This window comes from uncultured Clostridium sp., assembly GCF_934754925.1.
In the GTDB taxonomy this organism is placed as follows: Bacteria; Bacillota; Clostridia; order Clostridiales; family Clostridiaceae; genus Clostridium.
Genome location: NZ_CAKVJA010000054.1, coordinates 1 through 16,093, shown reverse-complemented (window position 1 = coordinate 16,093; position 16,093 = coordinate 1). Strand labels below are relative to the sequence as shown.

Here is a 16,093-nt window from a genome sequence, read left to right as displayed (position 1 = left end):
TAAAATATAATATATCGTAAATCCTTCTTTCTCCTATTATATCCGATGGATTATTTATAACATTTCCTTTAAACCATAATGTACTAGAACCACCCCCATCTAAATTATAAGCAATATTACATCCTCTATTAATAAACTCTTCTGCTAATTGTCCATTAGATATTCCCTTAGATTCACTACTTCTTCCATCTGCAACTATAACAACATATTCTAAAGGTCCTTTTTGTCCAATAGCTGTTTTAGGCTGTAAATCTTCAAAAAACCAAGCCTGATTTTGAAAATTCTCCGGTATTTTTCCATTCACTACAAGCTCTGGTCCAAAATCATATGTATGCATTGCACCTTCTTCAACTAATTCATCAGCAGTTTTTTCACCTAAACTATATACCTTAAAATCACCATTATTATCAATAACTAATGGAGCACAATCATTAGTTTTACTTCTATAAACCTCACCATCTCTTACTATAATTCCTTTATCTGTAAAGTTAACTGCAGATCCATTTATAGCTAAAATAGCATCATTATCTTTGGCCATCTTAGAAGTCTTTTCTTTTATACCACTATTAAAATCTCCCCCTGAAAAAGCAGACTTTATTTGATTGGCATCCTTAATTTTAATTGTAGCTACCCACATTTTTAAATTTTCCTCTTCTTTTATCACTGGCTCAATAGTAATAGACAGTGTATCAGATTCATGTATTAAAACTTTATTTTGCAAAGCTCTCGTTTTATACTGAGTAATACCCCAAACTCCAATTGTACAAATTAATATAAATGCAATTATTAAAAGTATCTTTTTCTTCATTTACTCTAATCCCCTATAATATTTTATTATTTTTTAATTTTTCTTAATAAGAACTCTATATTTCTACTTATCTTATTTACTCTTTTATAATAAAATCCATCAACAGCTGCTAAATACCTGTCATTAACATTCTGTATATCAACTGTATGCATACCATCCTTATTCCAAGTCTTATTAATATCGCAGCCCTTAATAATAACACCCAACTCTTTTTCCTTGTACTCTTTAGTAGTCATAGTCTCTATTTCAAACGCTATAGTAGATTTACCATAATGTATAGAGCAATCTTGTGAATATCTATATAGCTTTCCATTATCTTTGATTATTCTTCCACCCGGCCTACATCTAACTGCATCTTCCTTTATTATAGGATTACAACAATGAGCCTTCCATCCTGATTCTAAACTATCAGAATAGAATAAGTATAAGCTATCTTTATAAGGCTTTTCACCCTTAGCAAAAATCCAAAACTTATCATCATGTATAACTAAACTAGGATCCCAATAGTTTCCCTCTATTATATTAGAAATACATTTCCATTCATACGGAAAATTAATAGCTTCATATATCTTTATATACCCACTTTCTCCTGTTTCAGGTATCATATATATTTTATTATTTAATTTAAACACATATGGATATGATAAATGAAAATCTTCCTCTAAAACTATCTTTTTATATTCCCACTTATAAGCATCATTACTTGTTGCTACTCCTATTAGTCCTTTACTCTTTACATCATCATAAATTTCAAAAAACATATACCAAACATTATCATGCTTAATCATAAAAGGATCAGCTACAAATCTGGCTTTACAATCAGTTACATCTTTTCCTGATAACACAGGTACTTTAGCATTTTTAGAAGGATAAATTTTATGTATATCATCTCCTTCATATATGCCTATTCCCCACATATCATAAACATAAAATAACTTATTAAATAAATTACGCATTTTTATTCCCTCCCTTCTATTAATTCATAAATTTTATTAATTTCCTCTTCTGTTCCAACCTTTTCATCTTTAAGCTTTTCGATTATTCTATAACTTAAATCTTTATCATTAATCAGCTCCATTAATGATTTAGCAATAGATTCAGAGTTCATATCTGAAATTACTCCATTAACATTATTGGTAATCTGATCATGAACAATTTCAAAATTGGTTGCAACTACAGGTTTATTTAGTAATCTAGCTTCTGCTATAGCCAATCCAAAGCCTTCAAATCTAGATGGCTGACAATATATATCACATTGCTTTATAAAAGGATATGGGTTAACAAACGTCCCCATAAATATAAATTCTTTCTCTAGTCCATTATTTTTAACAAGCTCTCTTAATTCATCTTTTAAACTTCCCTCGCCTATTACATACCATTTAAATTTAATATTTTTATCCTTTAATATTTTAGCTGCTTCAATTGCCATATCATATCCCTTTTGATAAGCAAGTCTACCAATTGTTAATATTCTTACACCATCAAAATTATCAGTAAATCCTTTTTCTGCTACAGACATATTATTAATTAAATTTTCAGATATAATATCATAAATAGTTTTAACCTTATATTCAAACTCAGGATAAACTTCATTAAATACCTTAGTACAAGCTTCAGAAACATTAATAATTTTATCAAACTTTTTATAATAATTAATATCAAACTCTTTATTATATCCAGCTATTTTATAATCAATATTTACCCAAGCTAACTTCTTCTTTGCCTTTACCTTATCTGCTACATAGTAAGTTGGAGTACCTTGGCTATATGCAATAGCAACATCATACTCCTTTTCTAATTTTTCTAATTTACTGTCTAAGCTTGGCCACAAAGCTTGTGCACCATGATTAATATTAGTAAACTTCATATTATATCTAAGCTTAATACTGGATTTAATTCTCCAAATTAGTGCTAAAAACTTTCCTTGTTTTGCCAGATCCTTTAAAGATGTTCTCATATCAATAAAAACTTGTGGAGATTCTAGCCTATTTACTTCTTTAGGTATTAATGGCGAATATAATCCACCTGGTTTAAATATAAGCATATCTACATGATATTTATCATAGTCAAATAAACTTAGTAATGATGATAAACTTTTTTCAGCTCCTCCACTATGCAAAGCGTCAAGAACAAAAAGTATTTTTTTCATTTCATTCCCCCCCTTTCGCCTTGAATTATCTAAATATAATTTATAAAAGCTACTTATAAGCATTTTATCATGTTACTTTATATATTAATTATCCTCTTAACAAATCTCTTTAATTTAATAATTGGACTTTCACCTTTAACCTTTTGACCTCTTAAACTATTATGACCACCAAATCTTTTTTTATCTCTAGTTATAATAACTGGTTCAAATGGTAAATCCCAATCATCTGGATATACATATTCAGGTCCTAATACTTTTATATCATTTCTATTTAATATATATCTATTTAAATGAGATTCGTCATGCCAAAGAGCTATAATATCATTTTTTAAATCTTCTTCAACATTATTATCAAGTTCTGTTATAAGCTTTAAAAACTCATTAGCTTTTCCTCCATTTAATGCCCCCTGAACATAATACTTCCCTTGCCCGAATGGAATATAAGCTAAACTTTTTTCATTTCTATCATAACAATATTCATCTGCAGATTTATTATAAAAAGCAGGATGCTGTACTACTAATAAATTTTCAGTAATCGGTAAGAAATCTTCAGTAATCTCTTTTATAAATTGAATATTAGCATTCATAAAGAATAAATAGTCATATCCAACTAATTTATCTTCTATACTTTTAAACATACTAAATCTTTTAAGTGTATTATATGGCCATCCTAAGTTTTCTTGATAAATCTTAGTTATTCTACTATTTTCACCTTCTGCATATATTTCTTTAGCATCAGTAAATACATAATAATACTTCTCATATCCTGGTAAAAAATATTTTTCACAACTTTTATAAAAATCTTCCCAAAAAATATCATATTTACCTGTGCATATATATAAAATACCTAACTTGCACATAACTCTCCTCCAGAACTCTTATCCTTATCATTCCTTAATATAATTAACTTAACTGTTGCTATCATAATTGCTTGTATTATTAAAGCTAATAATATGCCTAATAATCCCCAGTTAGTAGCAAATACATATAGCATAACTAAGTATATGCAATTACATATAAATGTTACTGGCAAGTTATATCTTACAAGATTAAGCGATACAAATAATAAATGTACACCTGCAACTGCACTAGTAACTGTTAAATAAACAAAATAAACTATTAATCCAATTAAATTTTTAATATTTACCGGTATAAATAATCCTAACCACAGCTTATAAGTTAATACAACAAATACTATAACTGCACCTCCACCAGCAGTGGTATACATAAATATCTTTCTAACAATAGAAAACGCATTTTTCTTTTCTCCCTTAGCTACTAATTTCGATAGTTCTGGTAACAATGACTGTGACACAGGCGTTGTAACTCTTGTTACTAATGCTCCAAATCTAGTAAATACATTATATATTCCAACTTCTGATACCCCTAAGAACTTATTAATAACTAAATTAACTAATTGACCCGTAGGCATATCTATTGTTGATACTATGTTGTTATAAAAATTAAACATAGTAAATTCCTTATCAAATTCTATCTTAACCTTTAAGAAGTCTTGACAATTATACTTTTTAAGACACTTAAAAGCATAATAGAATAGCATTATATTAGATACAATTGTTAATACTATCTCTAATAAAATATAGAATGTTAGATTTAACTTTATCGGTAAAGTTAATAATAAAATTAAAAGCTTTATTACTGTTACTCTGATTGCAATAATAGCACCAACTTTAAATTCATCATGTAACCTTAAAAGTGCACTTAAGCTGCCTGTAATATTAAATAGTATTGTCATCATATATATCTTTATATAAAATATCATTTGACTATCCCATTTCATAAACCTGCCAACGGTCTCTATACATAAAAATCCAACTACAAAGGCTAAAATAGCAGTAGCTACATCTTGTATAAAAGCTTGCTTTAAATATTTTTTATACTTATGCATATCATTCTGTTCTAAAGCTTCTGCTCCAAACTTAATTACAGCATTATAAGATTGAAAATTGAATAAGCCATTGAATATTGATGAGTAAGATGCAGCTATAGCTATTACACCATTTCCATAAACACCTATAACTCTAAGAACTAAAAATGCATTAAAAAAAGATATTACTGAAGCTATAGTTTGTCCGTACATTATTATTAGAGAATTTTTAACTACATTATTTTTCATAAATTTATTATTCATAATTAAATTTTTAAACTTCTCTGTCACTATTTCACTCTCCCATATACTAATCTACCTCAACCTTAATCCAACTATCACAAATTACATCTGGTGCTTGAATATTGTTGAACCATCTATCAGGTGCTATTACTAATTTATCTTTATTTTCATTTAACCATGCTCCCCACCAGCTAAATGAACTATTTGCAATAATATTATGTTTACATTTACTCATTAAAAACATATCTTTATAACTATCCTTACCTTGATTCCAATCAATAATTACACTATTATCTAAAGGTAGATTTTCTTTAACCCATTGAATATCATTAGAAAATATAAAGAACTTAGGATTATCAACTGATTTTTTTATCCTTTCTATTGCTCTTTCATAATATTTAGCATCTCTAATTACAAAGTGTCTATCTGCATTTTCTGAAGATTTATAATCACCCATTCTTACATGAATACTTACAGAATTAGTATTCTCTATATCTTTTAATACTTCTAAATTAACATCATTTTCCTTAAAATTGCACTTATAATCATTTAAAATTATATCTTTAGCACTATTAAAGTACTTTTCTGATTGCCAATATCCATTTAAATAACCCTTTTTTAAATTCATGATTTCTGGATAATACTTAAAATCAGTTTCTGCAAAATACCTTTTCCTTAATCCAATTTTTCTTATTATTTTACTTAAAATATCCATATTATTATCTTGATATTTCTCTATTTCATAATCAGTAGCTAAATCAGCTTTTAAGTTAAACACTCTTTCTATTTCATATCCATTATGTTGAACAATCCTGTCAAATGAATTAATGTCTAACTTTGCCTTTACCCCATTATTTTTAAATACTCTATATAAAGCGTACTGAAACATCTGATTTCCAAGACCACCTGTTACTTTTACTATAATCATTACTGCTCCCCCGTCATACTAATACTTATCCTAATTAACTTAATTATTACTTACTTTAAATTTAGTATTTTATTAAATAATTTTCCTAATCTATAATTCTTCATAAAGATATTTTGCTTCAATTTAATTGGAGTGTTTAGTTTACTAGTAAAATCTAAGAAATACTTATTTTTATTAATATTAATTTTATGACTATTCCATTCATCATAAATTTGCTTATGTAAATCTACATAAAAATTACTATCAACTATTCTATAATAAAACAAATGCTTATAAACTAAATATTCAAACTCGTCCTTATAACTTTCATAAAGATTTCTCTCAACTAAAATTTCTTTAATAAAGCTTATAGCCTTAGGTATTTCCAAAACTTTATTATTTATTACATTAGATACACTAGTTGCCCTTTGAAAATAATAATATAAGTTATCTTCTTCTATATCCACCGCAGGATTATATAAAAATAAAGAAGCAGTAGTAGCTAAGTCTTCTGCATAAGTTATATTGCTTGGATACTTAATATTATTACTTTTTATAAAATCTAACTTTATAAACTTAGACCAAATATTTGCCTTAATTTCTCCAGATAATATTTTTTTAACATTATCACTATTTAAATCTAAATTTTCTTCAAAGCTTCTATACTTTTCAAGTCTTCCATCTTCAAAAGCTCTAAAGGAATTAAATAAAACAATATCACTCTCTTTTAACTTAGCTTTATTATATAATACTTCAACACAGTTTAGTTTTAACCAATCATCACCATCAATAAATAATATATACTCACCTTTTGCAACTCTTAATGCTGATTTTCTAGCCTCAATTAAGCCCTTATTTTTTTGATTAACTACTACTATTCTGTCATCAACTTTACCAAAGTTTTGAATTTTATATAATGTATTATCTGTAGAACCATCATTAACAACTATTATTTCAATATCCTTTAAAGTTTGCGCTACAACTGATTCTAAGCATCTACTTACATAGTCTTCAATATTATATGCAGCTATTGCAATGCTTACTTTAATCATTAGACCTCCCAAATCGCTAATTATTTTCTTATTGATAAAATATTACTTAAATACTCTTTTGATTTACTTATTTTTTTACTTAAAATTTTGCTAACATTTGTATAATCAATATCTTTTAATATAATATTTAAATCATAGTCTTTACCAACTAATCTTTCTCTTATCCCTAAGTCAGTTAATAAATCTCTCATTCTTGTATTTATAGCTTCAGTTCTATTTACAATTACAAAGTTTCTTTCAAAGATAGTTGAAAATACTGCTGCATGGAATGAATTAGATATAACCATTTCAGCATTCTTAACTAAAGATACAAAGGTCTTAGGTCCACTATATCTAAATGATTTATCAGCATATTTAGGATTATCTACATTTATAGTATATATTTTATACCCTCTAGCCTTTGCTACCTTTACTGCTATCTCCTCAATTAAGGTACTTTTATCAAAATCATATACTAATATATACTTTTCATTAAACTCTTCATTTATAATAGAACTCCACTCATCCTTATTTAATAAAAATGCTGGATCATAAACTTGGATAGCTTTTTCTATTCCCAAATTTTTAACTATCTCAACTCCACTTTTTTCCCTTACTGCAACACCATCAAGCTTTTCAAGATTACTTTTTACTAATTTCTTATATTCATCAGCAATACTATCAGTTGCAAAACTTGCAGCATAAGAAGCCTTAATTTTATCTGAGGGTACAAAATTAAGATAAAATGCTGGATCCTTTCCATTTGGATGTAAGCTATTCCATATCTGATCACTTCCACAAATAAAAGCATCTGCTTCTGGTAAATTCTTTTTTAAATCTTCATTAGTCTTATATTGAGTTTTAGTTATCTTAAGATTGTTCCTTGTGAATTCATCAAAAGCTCTTTTTCTCTTTAATGATTTCACCCTTCCTGGATACTTTAAAGAAAGATATATAGCTTTTGTAATTATATTTCTTTCCCAAGTAGGATTATCAACACTCTTTAAATTATATAAATTTCCTAAATAATCTGGTTTATAATCTATAATTTCAACTTCATGTCCATTTTTCTCTAAATGAGTCATAAGAGCATATGCCTGCAATGATGCTCCATGATTATATACATCATGACATGTTATAGTACATACTTTCACTATTTATCCCCCTTATTTTGAATATCTAAAATAATTTATAAAGCTTTTTAAGTTCCTCTTTATTATCATGATTCATTTCTTTACATGCTTTTGATAAACTATTTCTAAGTAACCTATCTTTATAAAGCTTTTCTATTCCATTAGCAATACCCTCAATGCTTTGTTCACAAATGATTCCATCAATATTATCTTTAACCTGACTTTTTGCAGTTGCATAATTTGTTATAACTATAGGTTTTCCAACAACTTTTGCTTCAGATACAGTAACAGCTTTTCCTTCATATCTAGAGGGCTGAACATAAATATCCGCCATCTTCATATATGGATAAGGATTCATCTTCATTCCAACTAATTTAAAATGATTTTTCAATTTATATTTATTAATAGTGTCATTAATAATATTATCGTGACCGCCATCTCCAACTACATACCACTTAATATCCTTTAACCCTCTATTATGTAAAATATTTAAGGCCTCCACAGCCCTATCTATTCCCTTTGCATAAGATAATCTAGCTACCGTAACAACCTTAAAGCTTTTATCTTCTATTATCTCTTTTTCAACTATCTCTTCATCAGCCAATTTTTTTATAAATTCTGAAGATGTTATATTTTCAATAACTAATACCTTATTCTTAAGACTTGGATACTTATTTAAGAACGCATTTTTGCATTCTTCTGATACTGCTATTATATGATCATATTTGTCCCAAATCTTCAAATCCATATCAATATCTGTTTCTAAAACTGAATAATCTGTATGAATCCATGCAATTTTCTTTTTGGCATTTACCTTTTCTGCAACGTAATAATGAGGCCAAAGATAGCTTATTGCAACATCATATTTTTTCTTCATCTTAGGAAGAAATGGTACTGATAGCTTCCACATAAGTTGCATTTGAACTATACTTGCTCCAGGAAGCTTGTCTTTTTTAGCTATAATCTTTGAAAGAAATATAGCAAGTATCCTCATGCTTCCTAATATTATGTTACCTTCTTTAAATACACGAGATATTGGTTTTCTAAACGTTGCTAACTTCTTATTCTCATCTAATAATCTATGTTTTTTCGGCAATAATGGAAAGAAATCTCCTGTATGACTATACAAATTCAAATCCACTTCGTTATTTTCATAATCGAAATTTTCAAGCATACTAATAAGACTTCTTTCCACTCCTCCAACTTCCATATCAAAAGATGAAATTAATACTTTTTTCATAATCATTATCACCTTTTATTTTAAAATTCTACCGATAAATTCTCCCTCTTATTTAGGAATACAGTATTTGGAGCAACATCTCCCTTTAAAACACTCCCTGCGGCTATAACTGCATTGTCTCCAATAGTTGTTCCTCTTAAAATAACTGTATTGGCTCCAATCCAAACATTCTTCCCTATAATAATATCGCCCTTTAACATTCTTTCATCGCCTTCTTTAGCCCTAAAATTATGATCGTTGTCATTAATAGATACACCTGGGCCAATTTTAGTATAATCACCAATTCTAATATTATGGATACAATTAATACTACAATTATCATTAATAAAGACTTTTTCTCCAATTTCTAATATTGAATTATGATCCATTCTTATAGTAGTGTTTCTTCTAATAAAAACTAAAGGCTTAATTATAAGTCTAACATTTTTACTATATATATCGATTTTACTTCTAGATTGTATAAAAAAGCATGAGGATTTAACATTGCGAGGATAAACTATTTTCCATTTAAAACCTCTTAATATTGCTGCTAAATTTGATAAATACATCCTAAAAAAATGATATGTTCCCTTTGCCTTACATTCAGTATATAATCCCTTAATTATTTTCTTTATTTTATTCATTATAGTACCTCTAAATTAAACTTACTTACTAATAGCATTCCTTAATTTAGCTATTCTTTCTCCACCAATAAATTTTGCAATTACCTTTTTAATAACACTTTTTATCTTTACACTTGTAGGTAACCAACTTTTATAAAAATGATGAATGGCATATGTATTACTAGTTGCTTTAGAATAGCAATTTATATAATCATATGGCGAAAAGTATTCCTGCGGATAGAAAGTTGCTAATCCTTCAATCTTTTGATATTTATTATTCATTTCTACTCCTAATGAACTTATTATTTCTGATACTATCGATACATTAGTTTCTAAATTTTCTTGGCCATTTTCAAAAATAAATTTCTTATCATCATATTTACTTAGAAATTCTTTAATTAATTTATTTCCCTTTTTGCAACCTATTGTACTGGTTGCAATATAATTCTTTTCTTCAAATCCCCAAAAAGAATCATTATCTAATAAATCATCAAAACTTTTAAATACTTCTACATCTGTATCTAAGTAAATTCCTCCATAATTATATAAAGCATTTACTCTTACAAAGTCACTTACAAAAGCAAACTTACCAGCTTCATAAGCTTGTTTAACAAATAAATTACTATTTATATCAAAGTTACTTTCATTCCATTCTTTTATTTCATAATCAACAAGTATATCTTTCCAACTCTTAATACATCTCTTAACTATCTCTGGTTTTTCTTTTCCTCCAAACCAACAATAATGAATAATTCTAGGTATCTCATTTTTATCCATAACGACCTGCCCCTACCTTATTACATTGTAAAAAATATCACTTAATTTAAAATTACTTTCATAGATAATATTTAAACTTAATTTATGCTCAACAAAAAAGAAAATTATGTAACAACCAATAAGAAAATAATATAATATTACTTTCTCTTTTTTATTCTTAAATGCCTTATCTATAACTACTGGCAGCAATACAAAAGTATATAACTGAGTATATATAGAAAATCTGGCAAAAATCCAAGTAAATTTTGAAAAAGTCATTACTATAAAATTAATTAATGATATATTTACAAAAATATTATTGTATTTCCACTCTTTAAGTTCTTCTCTTTTAAAGTAAGCTAAAAGTACTGGTACTGCCGAAACAACAACTCTTAAAATATTAGCTCCCTGAGCATTAAATCCATCATATGCAGAATATCTAGTGCCTTTTAATAATGAGAATAATATTTCCATTGCTGGCTGATAACATAGTATTCCTATACAAAATATTATTAATAAATTTCTTATTTGCTTAGACCAAGCTTCTGTTCTTCCAATAAAATAAATTGGTATCATAACAAAAACAGAATTATGGAAATACATCATTAATATAATTAAAAGTAAATACTTTATAAATTTACCTTCAATTATATATTTAACTGCTGCAAATAAAATAGCCGCAACCAATGCCTGTCTAATTCCATTCATTGTTACTAAATAATACCCAGATGCTATATACATAAATACTCCAAGCTCATAATAACTGTCTTTAGTATATTTACGTATAGTCCATATATTTAAGGTATTAATTATAATTGATGTAATAATTAGCATAAATTGTGGATCAGTACTTATCCTCTTTAATAAAAGTAAAAATGCTAGAAATCCACTTTCATAAGCTCCTTTAATTGTTTCATATTCTGTATCTATAACATTATATAAATGAATATAATGTTGTGTATCACCTATATTATTTCTTAATCCAGATACTATAGAAAATATAGCTATAATAGTGATTGTAAAGATAACTGCCATTTTAGTTTTTTTTCTAAGTATTCTCTCCCCTAGAGATAAAATAAATGTCACTACTAATGAAAAATAAAAAACTGCCATTATTATCTCCTTTAATTACTTAGTTTCATCTTTTGTGATACATTTTTCATAATATATAAATACAAAATCACACCAAAAGGAATAGCCATTAAAGTCATTACTTTTTTAGGACTTTCCTTTAAAAACTTACTATTTCTGGAAAGAATTGAGCTTGAAACATAATGTACACATTGTTGAAAACTATATTTAAATGATGCTTTAGAATTAGCCATGTTTTCTCTTCTATAAAATGCAAATCCCCTTGGATTATTAATATATTGTTTAAACATATTAACACTTGATCCATCTTCAAGATATTCGACTACACATAAAACTTTATTTAAAGTCGATAATTCATATTTTTCATCTAACTTATAATATTTATATGCAAGTCCAACATACTTTTCTCCCTCAAATATTGGATAAGGATACATCTTTGTTAATTCTGTTCTATATACAATTTTTTTATCACCAGTCAACCTTTTATTATAATAGAAGTCAAATACTGTTGTTGTTTTCATATTTTCTGGAAATTTATCACCAATTATTTTTCCATCTTTATAGGAATCTAATCCTATTATTCCAGATAAATTATCACATTTTACCTTATTCCAATGATTTTTAATCTCTTCTACCGCAAAATCAGTTAAATAATCATCAGAATCAATACAGATATTTAGTTCTGTATCAATATTTTCATAAGCTGTATTATGAGCTCCATGCATTCCTTGATTTTTTTGATAAATATATTTTATTTCAAAATCATTATTTTCACTTTTCCAAAGTTCTACTAACTCTTTAGTGTTATCTGTTGATCCATCATCAATAATTAACCATTTAAAATCTTTACAAGTTTGCCTCTTAAGACTCTCATAACACTTATTAAGAGTATGTGCTCTATTATATGCAGGAGTAAAAACTGTAAGTAACTTATTCATCTTATCCCACCTAAAATCTTTTATTTTTTTCTAATAATCTCAGCCTTAATTTTAGTTACTAACTTAATTGGCATAAATATACTTAATAATTTATATCTATATGGTAAAGCTATCCCCCTGTTATTATATTCAATAGTCTTCCTTAAATAGTAATAATACATATCATTATCTACTACTCTAACTAAATTAAATCTTCTTAACAATTCAGGTCTTATTTCATTTTTATAAACTAAATAAGCAGATTCAGTTAATCTTGGATTAACTTTATTTAAAGTACTTATAGCCGCTGAATGTCTTCTATATCTAACTAATTTCTTATCTAATAAATTTAGCTTTATACCATTTTTAGTTACTTTAAGCCATGCTGGTAAATCGTCTAAAAATGGATATTTCTCATTATAAATATTTAACTCATCTATTAGATCTTTTCGTATAAAACTTGATACTGCCGGTACAAAATTACACTTTAATAAAAAGCTATATTGTTTTTCTACTGGCAACTTAAATACCTCTTTCATTTCTAGTGGATACTGGGGTTCATTTTCATTATCTAAATTGAATATTTCTATGTCAGAAAATGCAATTTTATAATTATTTTCTTCACAGAAGTTATACATATCCTGAATAAATGTATCAACTAATAAATCATCTGCAGCAATTACTTTTATATATTTACCTTGTGCATACCTTATTCCATTATTAATGTTATGTGGTATCCCTTTATTTCCAATAGTTTGTACACATATAGTATTAACAAATCTAATTGAATTTTCTTCACACCACTTCTTTGCTACATTAAATGTATCATCTTTAGAGCAATCATCTGTTATAATTAACTCTATATTCTTATAAGTCTGACTTTTTATACTATTTAGTGTTTCTTCTATTAGTTTCTCAGCATTATAACTTATTACAACTATAGATATAATATCATTCATTCAATATCCTCCCAGTAATCCTCTATATAAATTTTCATTTTAAAAAAAATCTCACATTAAAACTTGTTTATTACATCTACCACATATCTTAACATTTCTTCAGTTAAGCCCGGATACATTGGTAAGCTCACTATTTCATTTGCATATTTTTCAGCCTTCTCAAAAGTATAACTATTTAGCTCTTTATACGCATCTTGCTTATTGACTGTTATAGGATAATGTATTAATGCTTGTATTCCATTATCAGATAAATACTTTATAAACTCATCTCTATTTTCAACTCTTACTACAAATAAGTGCCATACAGTTTCAATTTCATTTATCAATTGTGGCAATTTAACTTTTTGATTTGTGATATTTGCTAAATAATATTTAGCAATTTCCTTTCTTGAATTATTCCAATCATCTAGATGATTTAATTTAATATTTAAAAATGCTGCTTGCATTTCATCTAATCTAGAATTTACTCCTTTAAATTCATGAACATACTTCTTACTTGATCCATAATTGCCTAGATTCCTAATTTTTTCTGCTATCTCTTCATTATTTGTAACTACGGCTCCACCATCACCTAGAGCACCTAAATTTTTACCTGGATAAAAACTAAATGCAGCTGCATCACCTAACGTTCCTACCTTTTTCCCTTTATATATAGCTCCATGAGCTTGTGCCGCATCTTCTATAACTACTAATCCATACTTACTTGCAATTTCATTTATAGGATCCATATCAGCTGGCATACCATATAGGTGTACTGCAATTATCGCCTTCGTCTTATCTGTAATAGCCTTCTCTATTAATTCCACATCGATATTATAAAAATCATTATTATCAACTAATACCGGTGTTGCCCCTACATAAGATACAGCTAAAGCAGTAGCTATAAATGTATTTGCAGGTATTATCACTTCATCTCCATCACTAATATTATAAGCTTTTAATATCAGACTTAAGGCATCTAATCCATTTCCACAACCTATACATTTTTTAGCACCACAATAATCAGCAAACTTTTTTTCAAACTCCGCTAAAAACTTACCCTTAATGAACCAATTAGAATTTAAAACTTCTCTAAATGCACACTCTAATTCATTCTTTATAAGGCTATGCATTTCTTCAAAACTAACAAATGGAATTCTCATTCTATTGCCTCCTAAAATAATTTATTTGCTTCATCTAAATAAAAATCATAATTTCTTATATAATCATCTTCACTATAATTATCAGAAGCTAAAACTAATAAAACTGCATTTTCTGAGAAATCATACATTTCTCTCCATATCATTGGTCCTATATACAAGCCACGCGAATCATTTTTTAATTGAATCACTTCTTCTTCAAATGGAGTTTTAAGCTTTATCTTAACCTCTCCATTTAAACAAAGTAAAACTTGATGCAACATTCTATGTGAATGAAATCCTCTTGCAATATCACTTTCAACATCAGTTATGTAGTAAATTCTCTTTATATCAAATGGAATATCTCTACCTCCTTCAATAGGAACTAAATTTCCATACTTACCTTCAACTCTCTTAAACTTCATTATTCCTGAATTTAGCACTTATATACCCCCATATCTTATCTTTTAAATAAAGTTTTTATATATTTTCTCAACATTTTCACAATACTTTTGTATATTAAAATTATTTGATATAATTTCAAAAGCATTACTACTAAATTTACTTCTCAAAGTTACATCATTTTTTAACTCTATTATCTTAGATATGAATTGTGCATAATTTTTTTCTTCAACTAAAAATCCAGAATAGTTATCCACAATTACTTCACTAATTCCACCAACATCCATAGAGATAACAGGAGTTCTAGATGCCATAGCTTCTAATATAACCATTGGTAATCCTTCATATAATGATGGTAAGAAAAGTATATCTATTAATGGATAAAATTTATATATATCTTTTTGAAATCCAGTTAATATAAAATATTCTTCTAGATTTAATACTTTTATTAATTCTTTAACCTCTTCGAATTGATCTCCACTTCCAACTAGTAAAACTACAGTATCTTTGAACTTGTCTACATTTTTAGAGAATTCTTTTATAAAAGGAATAATACCTTTTATATGGCATATTCTACCTATAAATCCTAATACAATCTTATTTTCTGATATATTATATTTTATTCTTAAATCCTTAAATTCCGAATAAGATGTAATACATAGCTCACTTATATCTACTGCATTAGATAATATAGATGCTGTCTCCTCTTTAAAATAATCAGTATTTTGTTTATAAAAATTCTGAACAATTTTCCCACACAATATATTATGGTTATATCTTGGTCTAAAAAAGCCATCAATCTTTTTATTAATACTCTTTTTATTCTTAATCCATGGATAACAGCTATG

At 27.0% G+C, this 16,093-nt stretch carries 17 protein-coding genes; all 17 read right to left on the bottom strand.

Annotated elements, in window-relative coordinates:
• On the bottom strand, positions 1 to 808 hold an 808-nt coding region (locus tag Q0G30_RS12665), incomplete at its 3' end, for a phosphodiester glycosidase family protein (RefSeq protein WP_294390658.1).
• Positions 809 to 834: 26 nt separating this feature from the next.
• On the bottom strand, positions 835 to 1,764 hold the full coding sequence (locus Q0G30_RS12660; protein ID WP_148324211.1) for a hypothetical protein: 930 nt from the start codon (positions 1,762 to 1,764) through the stop codon (positions 835 to 837).
• Between the two features lie 2 nt (positions 1,765 to 1,766).
• On the bottom strand, positions 1,767 to 2,957 hold the full coding sequence (locus tag Q0G30_RS12655) for a glycosyltransferase (protein ID WP_204571799.1): 1,191 nt from the start codon (positions 2,955 to 2,957) through the stop codon (positions 1,767 to 1,769).
• Positions 2,958 to 3,034: 77 nt separating this feature from the next.
• The gene (locus Q0G30_RS12650; RefSeq protein WP_294390654.1) at positions 3,035 to 3,817 is read right to left on the bottom strand and encodes a family 6 glucosyltransferase; all 783 of its coding nucleotides are present in this window, start codon (positions 3,815 to 3,817) and stop codon (positions 3,035 to 3,037) included.
• The gene (locus tag Q0G30_RS12645) at positions 3,805 to 5,136 is read right to left on the bottom strand and encodes an oligosaccharide flippase family protein (RefSeq protein WP_294390652.1); all 1,332 of its coding nucleotides are present in this window, start codon (positions 5,134 to 5,136) and stop codon (positions 3,805 to 3,807) included. The genes Q0G30_RS12650 and Q0G30_RS12645 overlap by 13 nt, the downstream gene beginning before the upstream one ends.
• A gap of 19 nt (positions 5,137 to 5,155) precedes the next feature.
• The gene (locus Q0G30_RS12640; protein ID WP_148324200.1) at positions 5,156 to 6,016 is read right to left on the bottom strand and encodes an alpha-1,2-fucosyltransferase; all 861 of its coding nucleotides are present in this window, start codon (positions 6,014 to 6,016) and stop codon (positions 5,156 to 5,158) included.
• Positions 6,017 to 6,066: 50 nt separating this feature from the next.
• Positions 6,067 to 7,047, bottom strand: coding sequence for a glycosyltransferase family 2 protein (locus tag Q0G30_RS12635; protein ID WP_148324197.1), 981 nt, complete (start codon positions 7,045 to 7,047; stop codon positions 6,067 to 6,069).
• Between the two features lie 20 nt (positions 7,048 to 7,067).
• A complete protein-coding gene (locus Q0G30_RS12630) occupies positions 7,068 to 8,180 on the bottom strand; it encodes a polysaccharide pyruvyl transferase family protein (RefSeq protein WP_294390648.1) in 1,113 nt (370 codons plus the stop codon).
• A 25-nt stretch (positions 8,181 to 8,205) separates the two neighbouring features.
• Positions 8,206 to 9,399, bottom strand: coding sequence for a glycosyltransferase (locus Q0G30_RS12625; protein WP_148324190.1), 1,194 nt, complete (start codon positions 9,397 to 9,399; stop codon positions 8,206 to 8,208).
• A 20-nt stretch (positions 9,400 to 9,419) separates the two neighbouring features.
• Positions 9,420 to 10,022 carry an acyltransferase gene (locus Q0G30_RS12620; RefSeq protein WP_294390643.1) on the bottom strand — a complete coding sequence of 201 codons (603 nt, stop codon included), beginning with the start codon at positions 10,020 to 10,022 and terminating at the stop codon, positions 9,420 to 9,422.
• Positions 10,023 to 10,043: 21 nt separating this feature from the next.
• Positions 10,044 to 10,778: a capsular polysaccharide synthesis protein gene (locus tag Q0G30_RS12615; RefSeq protein ID WP_148324184.1), complete on the bottom strand. Its 735-nt coding sequence runs from the start codon at positions 10,776 to 10,778 to the stop codon at positions 10,044 to 10,046.
• 12 nt (positions 10,779 to 10,790) lie between these two features.
• A complete protein-coding gene (locus tag Q0G30_RS12610; protein ID WP_148324181.1) occupies positions 10,791 to 11,870 on the bottom strand; it encodes an EpsG family protein in 1,080 nt (359 codons plus the stop codon).
• An 11-nt stretch (positions 11,871 to 11,881) separates the two neighbouring features.
• Entirely contained in the window at positions 11,882 to 12,787 is a 906-nt protein-coding gene (locus Q0G30_RS12605; protein ID WP_148324178.1) for a glycosyltransferase family 2 protein, read from the bottom strand.
• A gap of 20 nt (positions 12,788 to 12,807) precedes the next feature.
• Positions 12,808 to 13,725: a glycosyltransferase gene (locus Q0G30_RS12600; RefSeq protein WP_148324175.1), complete on the bottom strand. Its 918-nt coding sequence runs from the start codon at positions 13,723 to 13,725 to the stop codon at positions 12,808 to 12,810.
• Positions 13,726 to 13,781: 56 nt separating this feature from the next.
• Positions 13,782 to 14,867, bottom strand: a complete 1,086-nt coding sequence (locus Q0G30_RS12595; RefSeq protein ID WP_148324172.1) for a DegT/DnrJ/EryC1/StrS family aminotransferase — start codon at positions 14,865 to 14,867, stop codon at positions 13,782 to 13,784.
• 11 nt (positions 14,868 to 14,878) lie between these two features.
• A complete protein-coding gene (locus Q0G30_RS12590) occupies positions 14,879 to 15,286 on the bottom strand; it encodes an FdtA/QdtA family cupin domain-containing protein (RefSeq protein ID WP_148324169.1) in 408 nt (135 codons plus the stop codon).
• Between the two features lie 24 nt (positions 15,287 to 15,310).
• The coding region (locus tag Q0G30_RS12585) for a glycosyltransferase family 4 protein (protein ID WP_294390628.1) at positions 15,311 to 16,093 on the bottom strand (783 nt) is incomplete at its 5' end.